Genomic DNA, 20,453 nt, shown 5'->3' with positions numbered 1-20,453 from the left:
AAGACCTTTACGCGTTGAGTTTAAGCGTGCTGGGCACCGTTTTACGAAGCTCAAATTTCAAGACCTTGCCTGTACCGTTGCGCGGCAGAGCATCGATAATATGCAAATGTTTTGGGCATTTGAATTTCGCGAGGCGGTCACAAATATGGGCGGTGATATCCTCCATCGATAGGCTCGCCCCGGGCTTTAGCACAGCGACGACACAGCCCGTTTCGCCAAATTTTTCATCCGGCACGCCAATCACCGCGACCTCTGCAATGGCGTCCATTTCGTAAAGCAGGTTTTCAATCTCGGCAGGGTAAACATTCTCGCCGCCCGAAATATACATATCCTTGATACGGTCATCGATATAAATAAAGCCGTCTTTGTCTTTGCGGCCAATATCGCCCGATTTAAACCAACCGTCTTCAAAGGCATCTTTTGTGGCGTCAGGGCGGCGCCAGTAGCCCGGCGTTATACAGAGGCCTTTGAACCAGATTTCACCCGGCACATTCGGCGCGCATGTCTGACCGGCCTCGTCAACGATACGGATTTTGGCATGCATAAGCGCTTTGCCAGCAGAGCCGATTTTGCTGGGAATATCGTCTTTGGCCAGCATACAGCCCGCCGCAGCGGTTTCGGTCATGCCGTAACCTTCCTGGATAATCACACCGCGGTTCAGCCAATAATGCACAAGCGCGTCTGGTACAGTTTCCGCCCCACAGAGCGCCGCTGTGATGCGCGAGAAATCAGTCGCTTCTGACTTTGGATGGGCGCGCAAGGCATTATAGGCCGCAGGCACCATAAACAATGTGCTCACCCCTAAATCGGGACTATTAATCGCGTCCAATGTTGCCGTGGGGTCAAACATGCGCAGAATAACTGTCTTAGCCCCAATCCACATCGCGGGTGTCGCCGTCACGTTCAGCCCGCCAATATGAAACAAAGGCATATTGGATAGTGATACGCTATCACGGCTATTGCCGCCGGGGCCTGTGCCAGCGGCGGCACTAAAATACATCATAGCGTGGGTGATAATCACCCCTTTGGGTGTGCCCGTTGTGCCCGATGAATACATCAACATGCATTGGTCGGTCATCTCTTGGGGGATCATCTCCAGGATTGGAGTGGCCTTAGCGAGAGCGCGTTCATAATCGCTATCCCCACCCATACCGTCCGTATTAATCCAATGTTTGACTGGGGTCTTATCCGCTAGCGCATCGGCAATGGGTGTAAAGGGACTATCAACGATAACGACGCTGGCCTCTGAATTATTTAAAATAAACCCAATCTCTGGCGGGGTCAGGCGAAAATTAATGGCAAGGCAGACCGCTCCAATCCGCCAACACGCAAAAATTACCTCTAGCGTATCGCAGCTATTCAGCGTTAGAAAACCGACGCGGTCACCGCGCTCAACCCCGTGGTCAACCAGCATAGCGGCGCAACGCCCCACACGGTCATTCATCTGGGAAAAGGTAAATTGCCGCCCGCTGGGCAATTCATGCATCGCCACTTTATCGGGTGTGGCCTCTGCGTGATGGCCAATCCAATCAATTACCTCAAATCCCATATCGTCTCTCCCCGCCTTTTGGCTTTGTGCTTTGCACTTATGGGGATGACTGTAGGCAAGCAAGGTGGGGCTGACAATCAGCCAATGAAAAAAGTACTCAAAAAAAGAGCCGCATAGAGCGGCTCTCATTCATATAGACCGCGCGGTGCGCTACTCGATTTGAAACCTTACGCGCTTGCTTTGACCCGGTGCGGACACAGCCTCACCGTTCACAGTTTTAGGTGCGTATTTCATGGCACGCACACCTTTTAACGCTTCTTCTTCAAAAGCAATAGACAGGCGACCCGTGTAATCAATATCTGACACACGCGCGTTCACAACAGCCCCGTCAACACCAATGTCATAGCTGACTTCGACAGAAACGTTTTTATAAATCTCACGCCGCATCGCTTTGGACGGGTAGCTAATTTGCATATTGTCAATGAGCTTTGGCTCAACAATACGGTCGGCAATCGCCGCAGGTGCAATGGCGGGTGTTGTTAGCGCGGCCTCACGCGGTGCGGGCGCGACAGCGCTTCCCGTCTCAACTGGCTGAACTAAGGGTAAGTTTGATGTTACAACAGGCTGCACCGGTGCCGCAATTGAAGCCGCTTGCACAGGCGGGGCCGCTTGCACGGCGTTCAGTTCATTCACGGTTGTCGCCAATTGCGTGACAAATTCACCGCTAAACACGTCACCCGCTGGGCGGTCATAAATCGTGTTAAACAAGGCGGCTGCTTCGCGCAGCTCTGCCCGCATCACCCCGTCAACGGGCCCAGAATAATAACCAAGCCGTTGTAAATTATCCTGAACATCGCGCGTTATCGCCAGCGACATTGTCGGCCCAGTCGCTACGGTCGGTGCAGGATTTGAAACAATTGGGTTTAATATTGCAGGGTTCGCAGCAGGCGCTGACGGTGCAGGGATAGTCGCGCGAACAGGGGGAATTGCTACATCGCGCGCAATCTCCGCAACTCTGACGATGTCTTTCGCCTTTGTCTGTTGCGAAACAGGCGCTGCTTTGGGTTCAGGCTTAGGCGCAGCAGAAATAGGGGCTGCCTCTTTGCGGCTCTCTTCTTTTTTAGCAGCGGCTAAGCGTGCGGCCTCTAGGCGTGATGCCTCACGGGCTGCTATGCGCGCGGCCTCTTTACGTGCAACGTCGTCTTGACGGGCTGCTTGACGGGCCATGCGCGACACATTGATGGATTTGTATTTTGGTTCAACTTTCAATTCAGCCACTTTCACAGTAGCTTTGACATCTGGCGTTACGACCTTTGGCACGTCTACAGGCGGTGGTGTTACAATAGGGGCCGTCTGCGTATCGAGGCTTGCTGTCTCTTTAAGGCTGGCCTTTTCCGGCACGGGGGTCGTCTCTTGAGGCGTGACTATATCTTGCGGTTTGAGCGTATCAGTAGCCCGCGTCTCTATGCTTAATACTTCTGTCGGGGCGGGCTTGACGCTGACCGATTGTTCAACATTGGGGCGGGTCATGGACGACACACCAAGGCCAAGCGCAATGCTGAGCGCAATCGCGCCAACACCCATGGCGGCAAATTTGGTCTTACCCAAATTTGCGACAGAAAAGCCACCCGTATTATTGGCCGCAATCTGCGCCGCCATAATACCGGATGCCGTATTGTCATCCATATGGGCGCTGGCTTTATCGTCTTGCACTAAGACTTTGGTAGGAACAGCCAAAGTGGAGGCAGAAACAGACACGGGCGCTTTTGGTTTTACCGCAGGCACGGCGGCAGCTTTCTTCTTTCCAAACAGACCCGCAACATTAATCTTGCTGACGGGGGCGTTCATCGTCTTGGCCTGCGTTGACGCTGCCTCGGCGATAGGCGCTGCGGACATGTCAGGCGCGTCGTCAACAGAGGCCATGATCTGGCGTGCGGCACGGACATCACCGCCGTCTTCCAATGTTTGAAGCGCCGCTTTGGCCGCATCTTGGCGGGACAAAGCCGTATCCAAATCACGGGCCAGACGATCCATTTCACCTTTGTGAGTGGCTTGGGCCGCTTCTATGCTGGCGTCATCATGGATAAGGCCGTCCATTTTCGCGCGTTGTGCGTCAGAGGCCGCTTGCGCCGCATCATAAACCTCTTGCGCTTTTAATACGGCTGCATCGGCTTTGCTGCGTTCTGCATGCAAAGCACTCAGGTCGCGGGCCGCTTTCTCTACCCGTTGTGTGATCTCAGTCATGTCAGAGAGTAAAGCATCATGATCTGACTTGCGTTGCTTCGCGCGCGCCATAGCGGCTTTAACCTCGGCTTCGGCTTCTTCCAAGGCGCGAGCAGCGGCGGTAACAGACCCCTGCATTTGATCTTGGCTGGTCTTTGCGTCAGCGTCACGCGCATTGGCAATCACCAGCCGTTCGTCCAACGCCCCAAGACCGCCTTTTTGCGCGTTTAGTTCTTGCGCCAAAATCGATAGCTCTGTTTCTTTATCAGCAAGACTATCCGTCAGGCTATTTAGCGTGTCCGCTTTCGCCTTACGGTCAACGTCAAGGCGGTGCAGTGATGAGCGCGTCGCCTCGATACGCTCTGCCAAGGCCGCGCGTTGATTGCTTGCGTCTTCTTGTAGGGCGACAAGACGGGCTTTTTCCTCGGCCCGCTCGGCGGCGCGCGCAATGGCAAGCTCTCTTTGGCGGGCTTCCTCAATAAGGCGAGCTTCTTCGGCGAGGCGCAATTCTTCTGCGCGGCGTTCGGCATCAAGACGGCGTTCTTCATCTTGGCGTTGGGCTTCGGCTTCGGCGAAGGCTTTGGCCGCTTTTTCCATTTCTGCAATACGCTCAGATTCAGCTTGTAAAGCATCTTCGGCGCGGCGAGCGGCCTCTAGGGCTTGGCGTTGCGCCTCTTCGCGCGCAGACGCTGCCTTTTCCATTTGAGCGCGATATTCATCGGCTAGCTTTTGGGCTTCAACCGTGCGGCGTTTGGCATCTGATTCGGGGGCAACATCCGCGACAGGAGTGACCGCCTCTGGTGTTCCGCGCGACAAAAGCCGTGACATAAGGCCAGTTGGGGCGGCGACTTTTACGGTGGGTTCGGGCGTGGCCTCAATAACGGCCTCTGGCGCGCGCCACGCAATATCGCCGCGAACATTCAACGCCGTGCATGACAGATAGATTTTATCACCGTCGCTAATCTCTTTCGCGTAAGTATCGGGAATAATGATTTCGCAACCCGCAGCATTCTCATAACAATCCAGAAGCGTGCTTTTCTTCACGTCAGACCAACCAACAGGTGATAGCCACGCAGACGCACCGCCGCCTTGTGGGACTTTACGCAGGCTAACCAAAATTTGGCTTTCATCAGACGGGGTGGCAATTTCTATAATGGGCGTGTCTGCCCGTTGCGAAATGTCAATCTTTTCAGATGTCTTTTTTGCAGATGTGTTTTTCTGTGTGCGCTTGCCCATGGCCCGTCCCCTGACTCGTTACTTGACTAAGAAAGTCTTAATCTCCTTTAAAGAGGCGCTTGGGGAGCGTGACAATATACAGGGCGGTTAATCTAAAGACCGCCCACAGCTATTTCATAGTTATGCACAGGGTGTGGATAAGTAACGGCTCGCAATCGACATCAAATCAAGACAGGCGCGTTAAGCTTTCGCATGTTTCGCCTCATGGGCGAGCAGCCAGTTTTTTCGGCCCAAACCACCCGCATAACCGCCCAAATGGCCGCCTGTTCTAATCACGCGGTGGCACGGAATAATCAGGGCCATGCCATTAGACGCATTTGACCCCGCCACGGCACGAACCGCTTTGGGATTGCCAACCGCCTCTGCTAGCTGCGCATATGACCGTGTCTGACCATAAGGGATAGCGCATAAGGCAGCCCATGTTTGTTTCTGAAAGTCTGTGCCTGTGGGCGCAAGCGGGGTTTTGAAATCCTGTAAGCTGCCGTCAAAATACTGTGTTAGTTCATCGCTTATCTGCGCGGTTATATCTGTGCGGCCCGGAATGATCGCGCGGCCATGGACTTTGGATAGGCGCGCGAATTGTTTGGGCAACGCTTTGCGGTCGGTAAATTCAAGCAGATATAAATGGGCGCTATCACAGACCGCAATCATCGGGCCAAGGGCAGTGTCAATCCAGTCCACCATGAGGGGCGGTGCGGATTTATTCTTAGGCGGCGCGCCAAATGTTTTGGAAAAGGCGGCGCGAAAGCCAGAGGCGCTGTCATAGCCAGCGCTTACTTGCGCAGTAATCACCGCCTCCCCTGATACGAGCGTATTGTGCGCGGCCCCCAAACGGCGCGCTCGCGCATATTGCGTGAAGGTCATACCAAAACGCGATTTAAATTGCCGCCGCGCCGTAGACGGATCAATGCCGCGCGCAATCAAGTCTTGCTCCCGCCAGCGGTGCTCTATGTCGTCCTCAACAAGGCTGACTAATGTCTTAATCAGTGTAGACGCCTCGCCCGGCAACCGCGTTGGGTGGCAGCGTTTGCACGCCCGAAAGCCCGCCGTTAAGGCCGCCTCTGCGCTGTGATAAAATCGGCAATTTTGCGCCTTTGGCAAACGCGCGGGGCACCCAGGACGACAAAATATCCCCGTCGAGGTCACGCCCATGAACACCCCTGCATTATCAGGGGTGAGCGCAGGCTTTGACGCAAATAAGGCATAAGCCGCATCAGCATCAATCAATGGAGTAAAAAGATCACTTTGGGACATGGGCTATGCCTATCACAGTTCATTATCCTCTGCCGCCAAAAAACAGGCACGGCAGTGAAAAACAAGCCTGATACCGAAACAGCGTCGCTGCGCGGGCTTGTGATTTCTGCACAGGGACGGTAAGGCGGGTCAAATCTTTTTACGGTGAACACTATGGCCAATTATCTTCATAAAAACGACTTGCCCGACGGCCTTGACCTTGGCCCGACGATTGCTGTGGATACAGAAACCCAAGGCCTGTCTCTGGTGCGCGATAAATTATGTTTGGTGCAATTATCGTCAGGCGACGGAGACGCCCATGTTGTGCAGATGAACCGCGACAGCTATGATTGCCCGAATTTAAAAGCACAATTATCAAACCCCAAGACAGAGACCATCTATCACTTTGGCCGGTTTGATGTCGCCATCATCCAGCGTGATTTAGGCATTAAGCTCGGCGGTATATTTTGCACGAAAATCGCATCGGGTTTGGTGCGCACCTATACCGATCGTCACGGGCTAAAAGACCTGTGTAAAGAGCTGCTCAATGTGGATTTATCCAAGCAACAACAAAGCTCTGATTGGGCGTCTGACGAGCTAACCGACGCGCAAATCGCCTATGCGGCGTCTGATGTGCTTTATTTGCATCAGTTGAAAAATATCCTGATGGCGCGGCTTTACCGCGAAAACCGAATGGATATGGCGCAGGCCTGTTTTGATTTTCTGCCGACCCGCGCAGACCTTGATTTGCAAGGATGGAACGAAGTTGACATTTTTGCCCATAGCTTTCGCCGCCGCGACTAATCCATGAGTAAGACACCCTTACCGCTGGCCATTGATGTCGACGGGACATTATTGCGCAGTGATATCACGCAAGAGATGTTTTGGTTGGGCCTGATGAAATTCCCTTGGCTTGCACCGAAAATTCTCACCCTGATTAAAAATGACCGTCCCGCGTTAAAGGCACTGCTAATGCCAAAGCTAGCGGATGTGTTTGACCCCGAACACCTCCCTTATAATCCGCTGGTTTTAAAATATGCACGCGCGCATAAGAAAAAGGGCGGTGAGGTTATCCTGTGCTCTGGATCTGAGGGCGCGCTGATTGAACGTATCGCCGATCATCTGGATGATGTGGACGCAGGGTTTGGCACGACCGAGACCGTGAACCTTGTCAAAGGCAATAAGTCAAAGTTTCTACAAGACCGCTATCCAGTCGGCTTTATTTACATGGGCAATAGCACGCAGGATTTCGATGTCTGGGTGGACGCGGATATCGCGCTCGCCATTGCCCCGCCCAAAGGGGTAGAGGCCATTTTGGATAAACACGGCAATCCCGTTGAGATTTTAGAACCGCGCGAGCCTGAAGCGTCTGCCATATTTGAGGCCATGCGTCCCACCGTCTGGCCCTATATTTTAATGGCTTGCCTCGTCACGGCCTTTTTCTGGCCCATGGTGTTTGAAAATACATCTGCCGGTTTGAAAGACACGCCCTTGATTATCATCAGCCTAATCGCCTTTATGGGCGGGGGCTTTATGCTGGGTGACCTGTTCAGGGTCGACCGTTTACGTGCCCATCCAGTGAAACGCTTTCGCCCCCTTCCCAGTGGGCGCCTTGGGGCCAGCACATCGGTCATTTCCGCAATCTGTCTAATTCTTTTCGCAATTGTAATTTGGACATTATTAGCACCACCCGTAAGCCTTGTTGCACTGGCCAGTTTAGGGCTGTGTATGATTGGGGCGGGCATAATCGCGATAAAAAATCGTGTTTTTCAATAAATGTTTATTGAAAAACAATAATTACCTGCTATAGCTAAGTCATCATAGTCCGGTGTGCCAACCGGGAGGAGACAATTATGACCGAGTCACACGACGGGGCAGCCGTAGCCCTATACGCCCGCAATGCAAGAAATCCAAAACGACGCCTGTTTATTTGGCGTGCGATTATCTTCATCTTACCCGCGCTTGTCATTGTCGGTGCAATCGCTCTCGTCGTCATATTGGGCGCGTTGAAAGAAAAACCTGAAACCAAAGAAGACGTGATTAAAGCCGTGCCTGTGTTGACCGCACTGGCCGTGCAGGACGACGTGACCTTGCGCGTCTCCACCCAAGGCGAAGTGCAACCCCGCACAGAAATTAATATCGTTCCGCAAGTCGGCGGACGCATTAGCGATATGTCACCCAATTTTATTGCAGGCGGTCAGTTTAAAAAAGGTGACGTCCTGTTTCGCATAGAGGCGCGCGATTATGAGCTTCGTGTTGTGCAAGCCCGCGCCAATGTCGCCCAAGCGCAAACCGTTCTCATGCGTGAAAAAACAGAATCCGCCATCGCGCTTGAAGATTGGAACGATATTGGGCGGGGTCGCAAGGCGTCTGCCCTGACCTTGCGCGAACCGCAAATGGCCGAAGCGCAGGCGCGTCTTGCCTCAGCCGAAGCGCAGCTTGATGAAGCAGAATTACAACTTTCGCGGACAGTCGTGCGCGCGCCATTTACAGGCCGCGTGACGACGCGCAATGTTGACCAAGGCGAATTTGTCAATCCTGGCACCGCCATTGGCCGTGTTTATGCTGATGACGTCATGGATGTGCGCTTACCGCTGACCAATGACGAGCTTCGCCGTGCAGGTTTGCAAATTGGCTATCAACATGCATCGGGTGATATGCCGATTACCGTTGATTTATCGGCCAATGTCGGCGGCACTGACGCCACATGGCAAGGCCAAATTGTTCGCACGGATAGCCGTTATGACGCGGCAACGCGTGTTCTTTATGCCTACGCCGAAGTGCGCGATCCCTTTGGCGCAGGGTCAGATAACGGTGTGCCCATCGCACCGGGATTATTTGTGTCAGGCGCGATCGGCGGCGAAACATTTGAAAATGTCATCACTGTGCCGCGCGCGGCCCTACGCGGAAACAACCAAGTCTTTATCGCAAATGATGATGACACTTTATCGATTAAAACCGTTCAAGTAATTTCTACAGACCGCGACCGTGCCGTCATCCGTTCAGGGCTGTCCATTGGTGACGCCGTGGTGACGTCCCCCATTCGCGGGGCGAGCGACGGCATGGAAATCGCCGTCGTGGATAATGCGCGCGAACTTGGCCCGCAAATCTCAGAGGATAGCTCTGACGAGGATACAGCCGCCGAGGCTATAGCTGCGGGAGATGTCCAATGACCCGCTTTATAAAATGGTGGGCAAGCAACCCCGTTGCCGCCAATCTTTTGATGTTTATCTGCCTCATCGGTGGTCTGGTCAGCTATATGACAATCGAGCGTGAGCTTGATCCTTATGTTGAATTTCCGGGCGCGAACGTCTCTATTGCTTGGCCCGGTGCGTCGCCTCAAGACGTCGAAGAACAGCTGATTGTGCGTATGGAAGAGGCGCTTGCCCAAATTGACGGGCTTGACCGTCTTTGGGCTTTTGCGGGCGAAGGCGGCGGTAATGTCACCGTGGTTGGCAAGAATAATGTCGATGAAGCCAAATTAATGGCCGATGTGAAACGCCAGATTGATGCCGTGACAGGATTCCCTAATGCCGCAGAACAACCGCAAATCCGCGTCTTTCGCAATCAACAAGAAGTTATCCGCCTTGCTGTATCCGGTGACGAAACCGTCGATGAGCGCGATTTAAAACGCTTTGCTGAGAAAACACGGCGCGATATTGCGCTGCTGGGTTTTGTGCCCTCTGTTGATTTATTCGGTGTGCGCGGCGAAGAAGTGTCCATTGAAGTGTCCGAGGACGCCTTGCGCCAATACGGCTTAACCCTCGGCGAAGTCGCGGCAGCCGTGCGCGCCACATCGGTCAATAGCTCATCCGGGCGCGTACGCACCAATGTGGGTAGCATGCAGCTTCGCACGCGAAACCAAGCCGATAGTCAGGCCGATTTTGAAGACATTATCATTAGCCAAGACTCGGGCGGTGCGACCATTCGTTTGGGCGATATTGCGACTGTCATTGACGGCTTTGAAGAAGTTGACTTGCTGGCAACGGTCAATGGCAAGCGCACAGTCCTTGTCCAAGTCATGAGTGGGCCGAGCATGGATATTGTGAAAATGTCTGAGAACGTCAACAGCTATGTCGATGAGGTCAAAGACACCCTGCCCGCAGGCATGAGCATTACAAAATGGAATGACCAAGCCGATGATTACCACGGACGGATTAAAACCATTGCATCTAATTTCTTCACCGGTCTTCTTTTGGTGTGTTTAACGTTGATGTTGTTCCTGCGTCCAAAAATTGCCATCTGGGTCTCTATCGGGATTGCGACGGCATTTGCCGGTGGGCTTGCGCTGCTGCCTTTATTTGATGTGTCCTTTAATATGATTTCGACCTTTGCCTTTTTATTGGTGATTGGGGTGATTGTTGATGACGCGATTATTGTCGGCGAGGCCATTCATTACCAAACCGAAGAAGGACTAACAGGGATTGATGCTGCCGTCGAAGGCACAACTATGGTCATCAAACCCGTGATTTTTGCGGTGATGACAACCATGATTTTCTTTGCGCCGTGGATGTTCCTCTCTGGCGGGACAAGTGAATTTACGCGGGCCATATCGCTCGTCGTTATCTTTGCGTTATTCTTCTCACTGATTGAAAGCTTGCTTATTTTGCCCGCGCATTTGGCGCATCTAAAACCTGTTGACCCGAAAAGCAAAATCATGCGCTTGCAAAACAAAATCGCGCAAAGCTTGATGTGGGTGGCAAGCCATATCTACCGCCCGTTGATTATCGGGGCCTTGCGCCGCCGTTATCTGACGACGGCTTTTTTCATCGCAATTATGATTTTCACCGTTGGTCTGGTTCAAAATGGCTATGTGAAATCCAGCTTCTTCCCAGAACAAGAATCTGATCAAATTGATATTAGTGTCGAATTGCCCGAAGGTACGCCCTATGCGCGCACGTTAGAAGTTCTTGCGCAATTACAGCGCGCCGAGGAGCAATTGGTGGAAGAGATCAAAGCCGAGGACGGTGACCTCATTGAAAACTGGTACACACGGTCGCGCGATAATAGTGTCCTCGCGCTCGTAAAACTCGTTCCACCAGAGACCCGTGCCCTGCCCGTGAAAGACGCCGCAGAACGCCTGCGCGAATTAATTGGTGACGTGCCAGATGCAGAAAACATCAATGTCCGTTATCAACAAGGTAACGGCAATAATGACCCTGCCATTCAATATGTGCTTAACGCCTCATCCTTTGAAACGCTAGAAGCGGCAGCCGAAGATTTGATGACGCAGCTGCGCAGTTTTGATGGGGTGTTTAACGTCGTCAATGATATGGAAAGCGCGTCCGAGGAAGTGCAATTTGATATGCGCCCCGGGGCCGAAGCTTTGGGTATCACGACGGCTGATGTTGCCCGCCAAGTGCGCCAAGGGTTCTTTGGCGAAGAAGTGCAGCGCCTGCCGCGTGACGGCGAAGATGTGCGCGTTTACGTGCGTTACCCACGCGCAGACCGCACCTCTATCGACTTTCTAAAGTCTATCCGCATTCGCACAAATGATGGCCGTGAATTACCGCTGGATGCGGTGGCAGAGTTGCGCTTTGAAAAAGGCACAAACCGTATTCTGCGCCGCGAACGTCAACGCGCGATTATCGTTTCCGCCGAAGTGGCATCTGACCGTGTGGACGAAATTAGAGAGACCCTTAACGAGGGCTTCTTTGATGATTTTGACCGTCTGCATCCCGAAGTCACACGCGGTAATATTGGCCGCGCAGAAGGCGAAGCGCAGTTCCAACAAGAGTTGTTCCTGTTCATCCTTATCGCGATTGGGGCCGCTTACGTTATCGTTGCGGTATCATTCCGGTCTTACGCTGAACCCATCCTTATTCTTCTAGCGGCGATACCGTTTTGTTATTGCGGAATGATATTGGGGCACCTTGCCATGGGGGCAACCATGTCGCTGCTCTCGACCTTGGGAATGTTTGCGGCTGCTGGTGTGGCAGTAAACGACAACCTCGTGCTGCTGGATTATGTGCATAAGCTGCGCGACAAAGGCATGGACGGCGCGCAGGCATTGGTCGAGGCTGGCACGCGGCGGTTCCGTCCCATCCTTCTGACCTCACTCACGACCTTTATTGGCCTAATGCCGCTATTGATGGAACGGTCCTTACAAGCGCAATGGCTCGTGCCGATTGGCATTAGCCTAGCCTTTGGTGTGCTATTTGCGCTCTTTGTGACGCTGTTCCTTGTGCCTGCGCTTTACGGCATTGGCGCTGATATCCGCCGCCTGTTCGTCTATCTATTTACAGGACGCGAGCAACAAGCCTTTAGTGCGAAGCTTGACGAACCAGAGGACTTTACCCCTGTTGCCGTGAAAGCCTAAACAAAGCCGACCCTCATCAAAATGGGATGGGGGTCTCAAGGCTTTATAGCCTCTAGAATTAATTGCCCAAGAATTTATAGACAGCCGCGCCATCTTGGCTAAAGTCTGTGCGTGTACGAAACCCAGAAAAAATTCTCCGGCAATCTTCATGCCTTGCGCGGCCTCGCGGCCCTTGCAGTCGTGCTATATCATAGCCACCGCATGAACCCGGCGGTTGATGTCGGCTGGCTGGCGGCGGTGAATTATTTCGGAACAGGCGTCACGCTATTTTTTATCCTATCTGGCTTTTCGCTTAGCCTGTCTAATTATGAGAAAATTGACCGCGGCGATTGGCTGCGCGGATACGTTATAAAACGCGCGGCCCGCATCCTACCCATCTGGTATGTCTTCATCGGTATCAGCATGGCCTATCATTATATTAAATGGGGCGTCACCCACACGCCCGCCGAAATATTATATAACGTCACCCTCACCTATCCCCTGATCCCCGGACGGCATGAAAGCATGGTCTGGGCGGGATGGACAATTGGCGTGGAAATGATGTTTTACGCGATATTTCCGCTGCTGATTGTTATCCTGCGTAATAATATCAAAGGCTGGCTGTTCGTGACCCTTGTCTTTGTCGGCGTATCAGCCGCCATGCGGCCCTATGTCGACGGGATGATCGACAATAGCTATATGGCGCTGTCCTTTCCCAAACGCGGCTTTATGTTCATCATGGGTTGTGCGTTTTATTTCGTCACGCGGCGCGCGCTTAAAAACGGATGGGCAGAGCCTTGGGCCTGGGCGATGGGGGCGTTGTCATTGCTGACCTTTACCTATTGGACATTATCTATTCACGAGGTTTTGCCTCTATCACGAGATTTCATTCAACCCATCAAAGGCCTCGCCGTGGCGTCCTTGACCGTGTTCTTTTTCGTATCCCCGACGTTACGCGGAAAGGCGTGGTTTAATCTTTATAATCCTGTCACGAAATTTTTAGGCAATAAAAGCTACACGATTTATCTGGCCCATCCGATTGTGGTCAATGAGACGCGGCAATATTACCCCGCCTTTCAAGAGACCTTTGGCGGGGTGGAAATCACCTATGTTATGTATACGCTTATGGTGATCGCGATTAGCTGTATTGTCGCCGCCATCATCAGCACCTTTATCGAAGAACCGATTTACAAAAAAGGCCGCGCGATAGCCGAAAAGAAACGGGAGTCTCATTCGCTAAAAGCAGATAATCCCGCTTAAATCCGCTCAAAGCCTGCCACGGCTTGATTGGCAATAATCAGTGTTTCAATCAGCGCCGCTTTGGTCCGGATAAGCCCCGCATCAATCGAGTTCACCCGTGTTTGCACTTGCAAAACTTCGAGCAGCGAGCTTTCGCCCAAATCATATTGTAAACTAGCGAGGCGCAGCGCTTCATTGGCCGATGTGGACGCCGCCTCTTGATTAACAAGCGTGCGTTGCAGCGTTTCTGCGCGGTCATAGGCGTCGGTTATTTCGCCCATGGCGCGGCGCAAGCGTTGTTCATAAGATAATACCGCCGAGTCTAAATCGGCTTTGGCGGCGTCTATGCCTGCCTCAATCGCGCCCCCGTCAAAGATGACTTGGCCAAGGCTCGCGCCGAGCCGCGCGACATAATCACCGGGGTCAAACAAATCAGAAAATGCAGAGCCGCTGGACAGTCCGCCCGTAATGCCAATGTCTGGCCAATAGGACAGTTCATTGCTGCGCAGAGATGCCACGCGTGCCGCAATTTGCGCACGCGCCGCAATAATGTCAGGGCGCGCCTCTAGCACGCTGGCGGGCAGCGCACGGCTTGGGAATTGGCGCGGCGTATTGATGACACTGGCCAGTTGCAAATCATTGACAGGGTAATCGCCCAGCACAATGGACAGCGCGCGTTTGGCCGCACGGGCCGATTGCAACGTGTTTTCATAGCTGGCGAGCGCGCTTTGGTAATTGGCTTCGGCGAAAGAGAAATCACCTTTGGCGCTGTCGCCCGCACGGTAGCGAGCTTCTGATATGCGGCGGCTTTCCGTTAGAAAGTCAAGGTTCACCTTGGCAAGCTCTGCTTGCAATTCTGCCTCGACGGCACGGATATAGGCGCGCGCCGTTTGGGCAAGAATGATTTGGCGCGTGTCGGCTTCTGATGCCTCGGCGATTTTCAAAGCCGCGCGTGAGCCGTCAATGATGGTTTGGGTTTGGCCAAAAATATCCGGATCCCATCGACCCGATAGGCCAAGGCCGTAGCTATCAAAGGGATCATCAAGACTATCAACTACGGCCGACACACCCGCCGATGCGCTACCGCTGATTTGCGGAGACAGGCGCGTATTGGCGCGTTTTAAATCCGCCTCTGCCGCTGTGACGCGGGCACGCGCAATGCGCAGGTCATAGTTTTGAACCTCAGCGATTTTCAAATAATCTAGTAGTGTAGGATCATCATAAAGCGCGGCCCAACCTTCTGCGCGCGCCGTTGTAGCCGGCACGTCCAAGAGCCAATTATTGGGAATAGACACAGCCGCATCCGCCGTGAGTGTTTCGCCCAAATCATTAGGGCTAAGCGTGGCGCATCCTGCAAAGCTCATCGCGGCCACAGAGGAGACGAGAGCGGTTTTAAGAAAAGACAGTCTATTCATGACGCAAGGCCTCTATCGGATTTAAGCGGGCGGCACGGCGGGCGGGTAGAAAGCCAAAGACAACACCGATAACTAATGATGCCCCAAAGGAAATCAACGCCACTTGGGGACTGAACACGAGGTCTAGGTCCATCGTATCCATGGCGAGCTTTGACATGTAATAGCCGACCCCCAGACCGACGATGCCAGAAATAATACAAAGCAGCAGCGCCTCTGTCAGGAACTGACCCATGATATTATTTTTCTTCGCCCCTAGCGCCATGCGAAGGCCAATCTCTCGCGTGCGCTCTGTGACTGATACCAGCATGATATTCATCACGCCAACGCCGCCAACGAGTAGCGATATCGCCCCCATGACGGCGAGCAAAAAGCTAATCGCTTTTGTCTGTTCCGCCGCCTGTTCACGCCCCGCACGCCAGCTGACAAGGCGGTAGTCAGGCGGTGTGTCAGATTTAAGTCCTCTTGAGCGTTGTAAAATCACATTCATCTCACGCTCAATTAATTGCAAATCCGCCCCCAGTTCACCAACAGCTTTCAAGGACCGCACATGGTTTTGAACAAAACGGTCACCCCCAACAATCCGCTCGCGCGCAATAGATATTGGGGCCCAGACATCAAGATCACTGCCACTCCAATTATTTGTCGGGACTTTAAACACGCCTTTAACGGTGAAGGCGACATTATTGACTTTGATAGTTTCGCCGCGCGGATCTTGGTTATTAAATAATCGCTCCATAATGCTTTGGCTAATCATCGCGACAGGGGCACTGTTTTCAATATCTGAATAGGTTATATTTTCACCTAAGATGAGCGTCGCGTCCTCGGTCAGCAGATAATCAGGGCCAACACCATAAAGCCGTCCTGATAAATCCCCAATCTCATTCGCAATGGTCACGCCGCGCTCAAGCTCGCCGCTGGCCGCCATAACGCCAGGTATATTGCGCACTTCATCGACATCGCTTTCTTTAAACGGCATGCGAGGTTTACTTTGGCTCGTGCGGCGACGTCCCCAATCGGGAAAGACATTAATCGTTCGCGCGGATACAGAGTTTAAGCTCTCTTCGACCTTCTTCTTCGCCCCGTCACCCAAGGCCAGCATCGCGTAAACGGCCGCCACACCGATGATGATGCCAAGTGAGGTTAAAATCGAGCGCAAAGGCCGTTCAATGATAGAGCTAAACGCCAGTCCTAATGTCATAAGCGGGTTCATCTAAGCCCCCACTTTCGCAGTGTGCGTGGCTGTATCTTTGCGAATATCAGACAGGATTTTACCATCGCGAAATTCAATGACGCGCTTGGCATAGGCCGCGACTTCGTCTTCATGGGTAATAACGATTATCGTGATCCCTTGGGCGTTAAGCTCTTGCATCAATGTCATAATGGACGTTGATGTTTTACTATCAAGCGCCCCTGTCGGTTCATCGGCCAGCAGGACTTTGGGATCACCCGCAAGGGCGCGCGCAATCGCGACACGTTGTTGTTGCCCGCCTGATAATTCCGTTGGGCGGTGACCGCCGCGGTCGCCTAGCCCGACAAGATCAAGACAATGGGCGGCTTTAGCGGACATGTTTGCCACTTTCGGACGGCGGTATTGCAGGGGCAGTGCAACATTTTTCAGCGCTGATTTCTTGGGCAGAAGCTGAAATTGCTGAAAAATGAAGCCGATGGTTTTATTGCGAAACGTCGCGAGCTTTTTACCCGACATGGCGCCAATGTTCTCGCCGTTAATCATCACCGTGCCAGAGGTGGGTTGATCCAGCGCGCCGAGCATATTCATCAGTGTGGATTTACCAGAACCAGACGAGCCAATAATAGCCACAAATTCACCGTCAGCGATATCGAGCGACACGCCGTCAAGCGCGCGCACTTCAGACTGACCCATCTTATAGATTTTGGTCAGATTTTGACAGGATATAAGAGGAGCGTTAGCCATGAACGCTATCCGCGACGACCGGGTGGACCGCGCCGCGCACCGCCGCTGCGACCACCGCCAATACCTGTCACGATTTCATCGCCTTCAGATAGCCCTGTGAAAACTTCGATGAAGGAGCCATCAGACAGGCCAAGGCCAACCTCTTGCTGGCGCATTTTATCGCCGTCTTTCACCCAAACCTGCGCGTCGCGAACTTGGGACATGGACTGCACAATTTGACGGTAGCTTTGATATTGCGGAGAGGTAAGCTCGTCTTTGATAATGCCGTCAAAGACATCACGGAGCTCCTTTAGACGGACGACACGCCGCCACACTTGGGATGGGTCGTTAATTTGCTCGCGCAGGGTTTCTGTCTCGCGGGTCATGCGCGAGAGGATGTCATCAATACGCGCATTGCTCAGCCCGACCTCGGTCAGGCGTTCACGCGCCTTAGGATCAACGTCTTTTTCGCCCTCGGCTTTAGTATCTGATTGCCACGTTTTGATTTGATCAGGTGTCGGGCGGAACCGTTCGGCCATGGTCGGAATACGCAAAATACCTTGTTTGGAATTTGTAGTGATTTGCAGATTGGCCGTCATGCCGGGCATGAGACGCCCGTCAGGATTATCCGCCACAACTACGGCAGTATAGGTCACAATATTATTTTGGTTTTGCGAAATCAGTCTCAGCTGCTCGACCTCTCCGCGAAACTGAGTACCGGGATAGGCATCAACAGAGAAGGTCACGGGATCGCCTGCATCAAGACCAGACACATCGCCTTCGACAATGGCGGCATCGACTTTAATCTTGGATAGATCGCCTGCAATGGTGAACAGTTTCGGCGCGTTTAATGAGGCCGCCACAGTTTGCCCAGGGTCAACAAAGCGTTCAATCACTACACCATCAATAGGGGCGATAATACGTGTCCGTGCGAGTTCAACGCGCGATGTCCGCAAGGTTGCTTCGGCTTGGCGGAGTGAAGACTGCGCACCTTCTAGCCGCGCTTTGGCCAATTCAACATCGGCTTCGGCCAGCTTTAATGCGCGCTCTGTTTCTTCAAGTTGCGCTTGGGAAATAGCATCTTCTGCAAAGAGTTGTTCACGACGGTCCATAGAGCGCTTGGCTTGGGCGGCGTTGACTTCGGCGCGGCGGATAGAGGCCATATTAATATTAATATCAGACAGTCGGTTTTCAACTATGGCCTCGTTTTGCTCCACACGATTGCGGAGGTTTTCTGGATCAATAATGGCGAGCACGTCGCCTTCTTTGACGACAGAGTTAAAATCAACATTGACCGATAACAGCTTGCCCGAAATCTCAGAGCCCACTTCGACCGTTCGCTCGGGACGAACAGCGCCAGTGGCATTGATGATTTTAGATATTTCACCCCGTGTGACAGACGCCGTTGCAAGTCGGACGGCTGGGGCCTCACCACTGGCCGCGCCCGAGGGTGGCCCGCCGCGTGCGGCTGGGGCGTCACCACCCCCACACGCCGCAAGAGATATTACTGCCAAAGCGATAAACGCTTGACCCGTATAATAAGTTACAGCCCGCATAATCATCAATCCACCAAAGGTCAGTCACGTTACAGCAAAGATATAGTGTAACATCTGCAATTACTAGACATTACGTCGCAGGCAGGCAATCCGTTTTAAGATGGGATAGAATTAATGTAACCGAGTTTGGCGTGCATGACGCCGTGAAATATTATTGGCGGCGCTGCTGCATTTGATAATCGTAAAGCGAGCGCACGGTTGGCGCCTGATTAAGCTGCTCGATAATTGGGTCTGGAGTATAGCGAATGTCAAATTCGCGGTTGCCATGAACACCCAATATGCGTGCCTGCACGCCGTCTTGCGGACCAGAGAGCGTGATAGGACCAGCCGCCCCACCTGTTACATCGACATTGATATTATAAAATGTGCTGAAGCGACCATGAGACGGTTTCCAATATCCTGCCCCACCGCCGTCAAACAAAGCATAGTCATCCACGTCATCAGGGAGCGTGACGTGGACACGAATATCATCAAAAAGATTTTGGTGGTTCGCGCCTGAATGTTGATCCAGCAGTGGCGCAGCAAGGACATCGCTATTTTTATAAACACTTTTGACGGAATAGGTATTAAAGCTAAGCGGGTGTTCAGCCACATTTTCAACACGCAGCTTTTCCGCCAGCACATTATAAACGGCGCCCATATGAACAGTATAATGGGCACGGTGATCCCCCGTTGTTGTGAAGTCGGTAATCGTCATATTGGCACTATCATCAGAAATAATACCCGCATCAGCATTGGTCACCGTAACATTGCGCACGAAGCTGTCGTAAATCCCGGTGAGGTATAAAGCGTTAAAACCGTCCTCGACATGGTGCGGCATACGAATGCCATTGGGAAATTCAATATCCAAATCAGAGATAGAGATATGTTGCAACTGATCCCACGGCACCAACGCCGGTTCCCATTCGGGCCGCGCATCCATCAAGAGCGGGTCGGCGAGCGTAAGGCGGTTACCGTCTTTGGCTGTAATTTTTGTAAATTGCGTAATCAGCGGACGGCGCGGGAAGTTCCAATGATGGCTACCAAGTTTTTTAAACTTTGTGCGGTCACCATACATGGCGCTTAGGATAGAACCGTTTTCACCTTCGCGGTTATACCATTCGATTTTTAAGACGTCGCCAACGCTAACAGAGCTGCCGTCTGCGACCTCAATTGATAGATCGTCTTTAGTCCCCGCCGTGACAGCGGTAATGGGGTCGGGGAAATTATCATATCGCTCTAGATAAGCTTTGGCGCGGTGCCCCTCTGGCCCTGTCCAGATAAAGCCGCCGCTCCACGCATAAAGCGAAAACGGCATATCGACATTGTTCTTTTTTTCCCGTTGGCGTTTATCAAACTCAATAAGGTATTCATCAAGTTCCTTGAAACCTGCGGGCGTTGGCAAGGTGGTCAGCGGAAACGGATAATAAAGCGTTGTTTTGTCTTCACCCATATCGGTGCCTTGCAGCGCAAAATCACTGCGGGTGATATAAAAAATATCGGACAAGATAAAACGGCCGACTGGAAACTTCACGACCACGGGGCCGTCATGCGCATTGGCAGCCGCTTGGGCTTTAAACAGCGCCTGAGTATCATCAAGTCCGTCACCTGGCACCGCGCCGTAATCGGTCACGTCAAACACCGTGCCGCTAACCTCTGGCAATGGGACATTGCCGTTTTTATAACCTGCATAAGAAAAATCAGGCAGATAATCATCATTGCCTGTGACAATCGCGGGCAGCGCAGCCGCAGATATGGGACGAAATTGCGGGGCGTTATTATCCTGTGTCGGCGCAACCGCTTGCTGACAGGCCGATAAGCCAATTGCGCTCAGCAACGCCGCAGTCGTGAGGCATAGGACCGCTTTTTTCAT

The 20,453-nt window shown here is 52.7% G+C and carries 13 protein-coding genes; 5 read left to right on the top strand and 8 right to left on the bottom strand.

Annotated features, from left to right (window positions below):
* Positions 1–7 precede the first annotated feature (7 nt).
* The 3 genes from AB6B37_RS15700 to AB6B37_RS15690 form a co-directional block, all read right to left on the bottom strand.
* Positions 8–1,549, bottom strand: a complete 1,542-nt coding sequence (locus tag AB6B37_RS15700) for a long-chain fatty acid--CoA ligase (RefSeq protein ID WP_371396799.1) — start codon at positions 1,547–1,549, stop codon at positions 8–10.
* Between the two features lie 150 nt (positions 1,550–1,699).
* Positions 1,700–4,948: an energy transducer TonB gene (locus tag AB6B37_RS15695; protein WP_371396798.1), complete on the bottom strand. Its 3,249-nt coding sequence runs from the start codon at positions 4,946–4,948 to the stop codon at positions 1,700–1,702.
* 180 nt (positions 4,949–5,128) lie between these two features.
* A complete protein-coding gene (locus tag AB6B37_RS15690) occupies positions 5,129–6,202 on the bottom strand; it encodes a bifunctional transcriptional activator/DNA repair enzyme AdaA (RefSeq protein WP_371396797.1) in 1,074 nt (357 codons plus the stop codon).
* A gap of 153 nt (positions 6,203–6,355) precedes the next feature.
* Between AB6B37_RS15690 and AB6B37_RS15685 the strand changes: the two genes are divergently transcribed.
* The 5 genes from AB6B37_RS15685 to AB6B37_RS15665 all read left to right on the top strand — a co-directional run bounded on the left by AB6B37_RS15685 (position 6,356) and on the right by AB6B37_RS15665 (position 13,739).
* On the top strand, positions 6,356–6,985 hold the full coding sequence (locus tag AB6B37_RS15685) for a ribonuclease D (protein ID WP_371396795.1): 630 nt from the start codon (positions 6,356–6,358) through the stop codon (positions 6,983–6,985).
* A 3-nt stretch (positions 6,986–6,988) separates the two neighbouring features.
* Positions 6,989–7,957, top strand: coding sequence for a hypothetical protein (locus AB6B37_RS15680; RefSeq protein ID WP_371396794.1), 969 nt, complete (start codon positions 6,989–6,991; stop codon positions 7,955–7,957).
* Positions 7,958–8,034: 77 nt separating this feature from the next.
* Positions 8,035–9,354 carry an efflux RND transporter periplasmic adaptor subunit gene (locus tag AB6B37_RS15675; RefSeq protein ID WP_371396793.1) on the top strand — a complete coding sequence of 440 codons (1,320 nt, stop codon included), beginning with the start codon at positions 8,035–8,037 and terminating at the stop codon, positions 9,352–9,354.
* Complete coding sequence (locus tag AB6B37_RS15670) at positions 9,351–12,500, top strand: efflux RND transporter permease subunit (protein WP_371396791.1); 3,150 nt, start codon at positions 9,351–9,353, stop codon at positions 12,498–12,500. Before AB6B37_RS15675 ends, AB6B37_RS15670 begins: the two co-directional genes overlap by 4 nt.
* Positions 12,501–12,611: 111 nt before the next feature.
* Positions 12,612–13,739 (top strand): acyltransferase family protein, encoded by a 1,128-nt coding sequence (locus AB6B37_RS15665; RefSeq protein ID WP_371396790.1) that lies wholly within the window; start codon positions 12,612–12,614, stop codon positions 13,737–13,739.
* Here the strand turns inward: AB6B37_RS15665 and AB6B37_RS15660 are convergent.
* The 5 genes from AB6B37_RS15660 to AB6B37_RS15640 form a co-directional block, all read right to left on the bottom strand.
* On the bottom strand, positions 13,736–15,133 hold the full coding sequence (locus AB6B37_RS15660) for a TolC family protein (protein ID WP_371396788.1): 1,398 nt from the start codon (positions 15,131–15,133) through the stop codon (positions 13,736–13,738). The two genes, AB6B37_RS15665 and AB6B37_RS15660, sit on opposite strands and share 4 nt — an antisense overlap.
* A complete protein-coding gene (locus AB6B37_RS15655; RefSeq protein WP_371396787.1) occupies positions 15,126–16,343 on the bottom strand; it encodes an ABC transporter permease in 1,218 nt (405 codons plus the stop codon). Before AB6B37_RS15655 ends, AB6B37_RS15660 begins: the two co-directional genes overlap by 8 nt.
* Positions 16,344–17,066 carry an ABC transporter ATP-binding protein gene (locus AB6B37_RS15650; RefSeq protein WP_371396786.1) on the bottom strand — a complete coding sequence of 241 codons (723 nt, stop codon included), beginning with the start codon at positions 17,064–17,066 and terminating at the stop codon, positions 16,344–16,346.
* Positions 17,067–17,071: 5 nt separating this feature from the next.
* Positions 17,072–18,601 (bottom strand): efflux RND transporter periplasmic adaptor subunit, encoded by a 1,530-nt coding sequence (locus AB6B37_RS15645; RefSeq protein ID WP_371396785.1) that lies wholly within the window; start codon positions 18,599–18,601, stop codon positions 17,072–17,074.
* Between the two features lie 151 nt (positions 18,602–18,752).
* Complete coding sequence (locus AB6B37_RS15640; protein ID WP_371396784.1) at positions 18,753–20,453, bottom strand: hypothetical protein; 1,701 nt, start codon at positions 20,451–20,453, stop codon at positions 18,753–18,755.

It is taken from the genome of Fretibacter rubidus, from assembly GCF_041429785.1.
Taxonomy (GTDB): Bacteria; Pseudomonadota; Alphaproteobacteria; order Caulobacterales; family Maricaulaceae; genus Fretibacter; species Fretibacter rubidus.
Note: the sequence above shows the minus strand (reverse complement) of the source record. Positions and strands in the feature narration are given on the sequence as shown.

Coding starts and splice junctions, on each gene's coding strand:
- AB6B37_RS15700 (WP_371396799.1), bottom strand. CDS start 1,549: ATGGGATTTGAGGTAATTGATTGGATTGGCCATCACGCAGAGGCCACA.
- AB6B37_RS15695 (WP_371396798.1), bottom strand. CDS start 4,948: ATGGGCAAGCGCACACAGAAAAACACATCTGCAAAAAAGACATCTGAA.
- AB6B37_RS15690 (WP_371396797.1), bottom strand. CDS start 6,202: ATGTCCCAAAGTGATCTTTTTACTCCATTGATTGATGCTGATGCGGCT.
- AB6B37_RS15685 (WP_371396795.1), top strand. CDS start 6,356: ATGGCCAATTATCTTCATAAAAACGACTTGCCCGACGGCCTTGACCTT.
- AB6B37_RS15680 (WP_371396794.1), top strand. CDS start 6,989: ATGAGTAAGACACCCTTACCGCTGGCCATTGATGTCGACGGGACATTA.
- AB6B37_RS15675 (WP_371396793.1), top strand. CDS start 8,035: ATGACCGAGTCACACGACGGGGCAGCCGTAGCCCTATACGCCCGCAAT.
- AB6B37_RS15670 (WP_371396791.1), top strand. CDS start 9,351: ATGACCCGCTTTATAAAATGGTGGGCAAGCAACCCCGTTGCCGCCAAT.
- AB6B37_RS15660 (WP_371396788.1), bottom strand. CDS start 15,133: ATGAATAGACTGTCTTTTCTTAAAACCGCTCTCGTCTCCTCTGTGGCC.
- AB6B37_RS15655 (WP_371396787.1), bottom strand. CDS start 16,343: ATGAACCCGCTTATGACATTAGGACTGGCGTTTAGCTCTATCATTGAA.
- AB6B37_RS15650 (WP_371396786.1), bottom strand. CDS start 17,066: ATGGCTAACGCTCCTCTTATATCCTGTCAAAATCTGACCAAAATCTAT.
- AB6B37_RS15645 (WP_371396785.1), bottom strand. CDS start 18,601: ATGCGGGCTGTAACTTATTATACGGGTCAAGCGTTTATCGCTTTGGCA.
- AB6B37_RS15640 (WP_371396784.1), bottom strand. CDS start 20,453: ATGAAAAAAGCGGTCCTATGCCTCACGACTGCGGCGTTGCTGAGCGCA.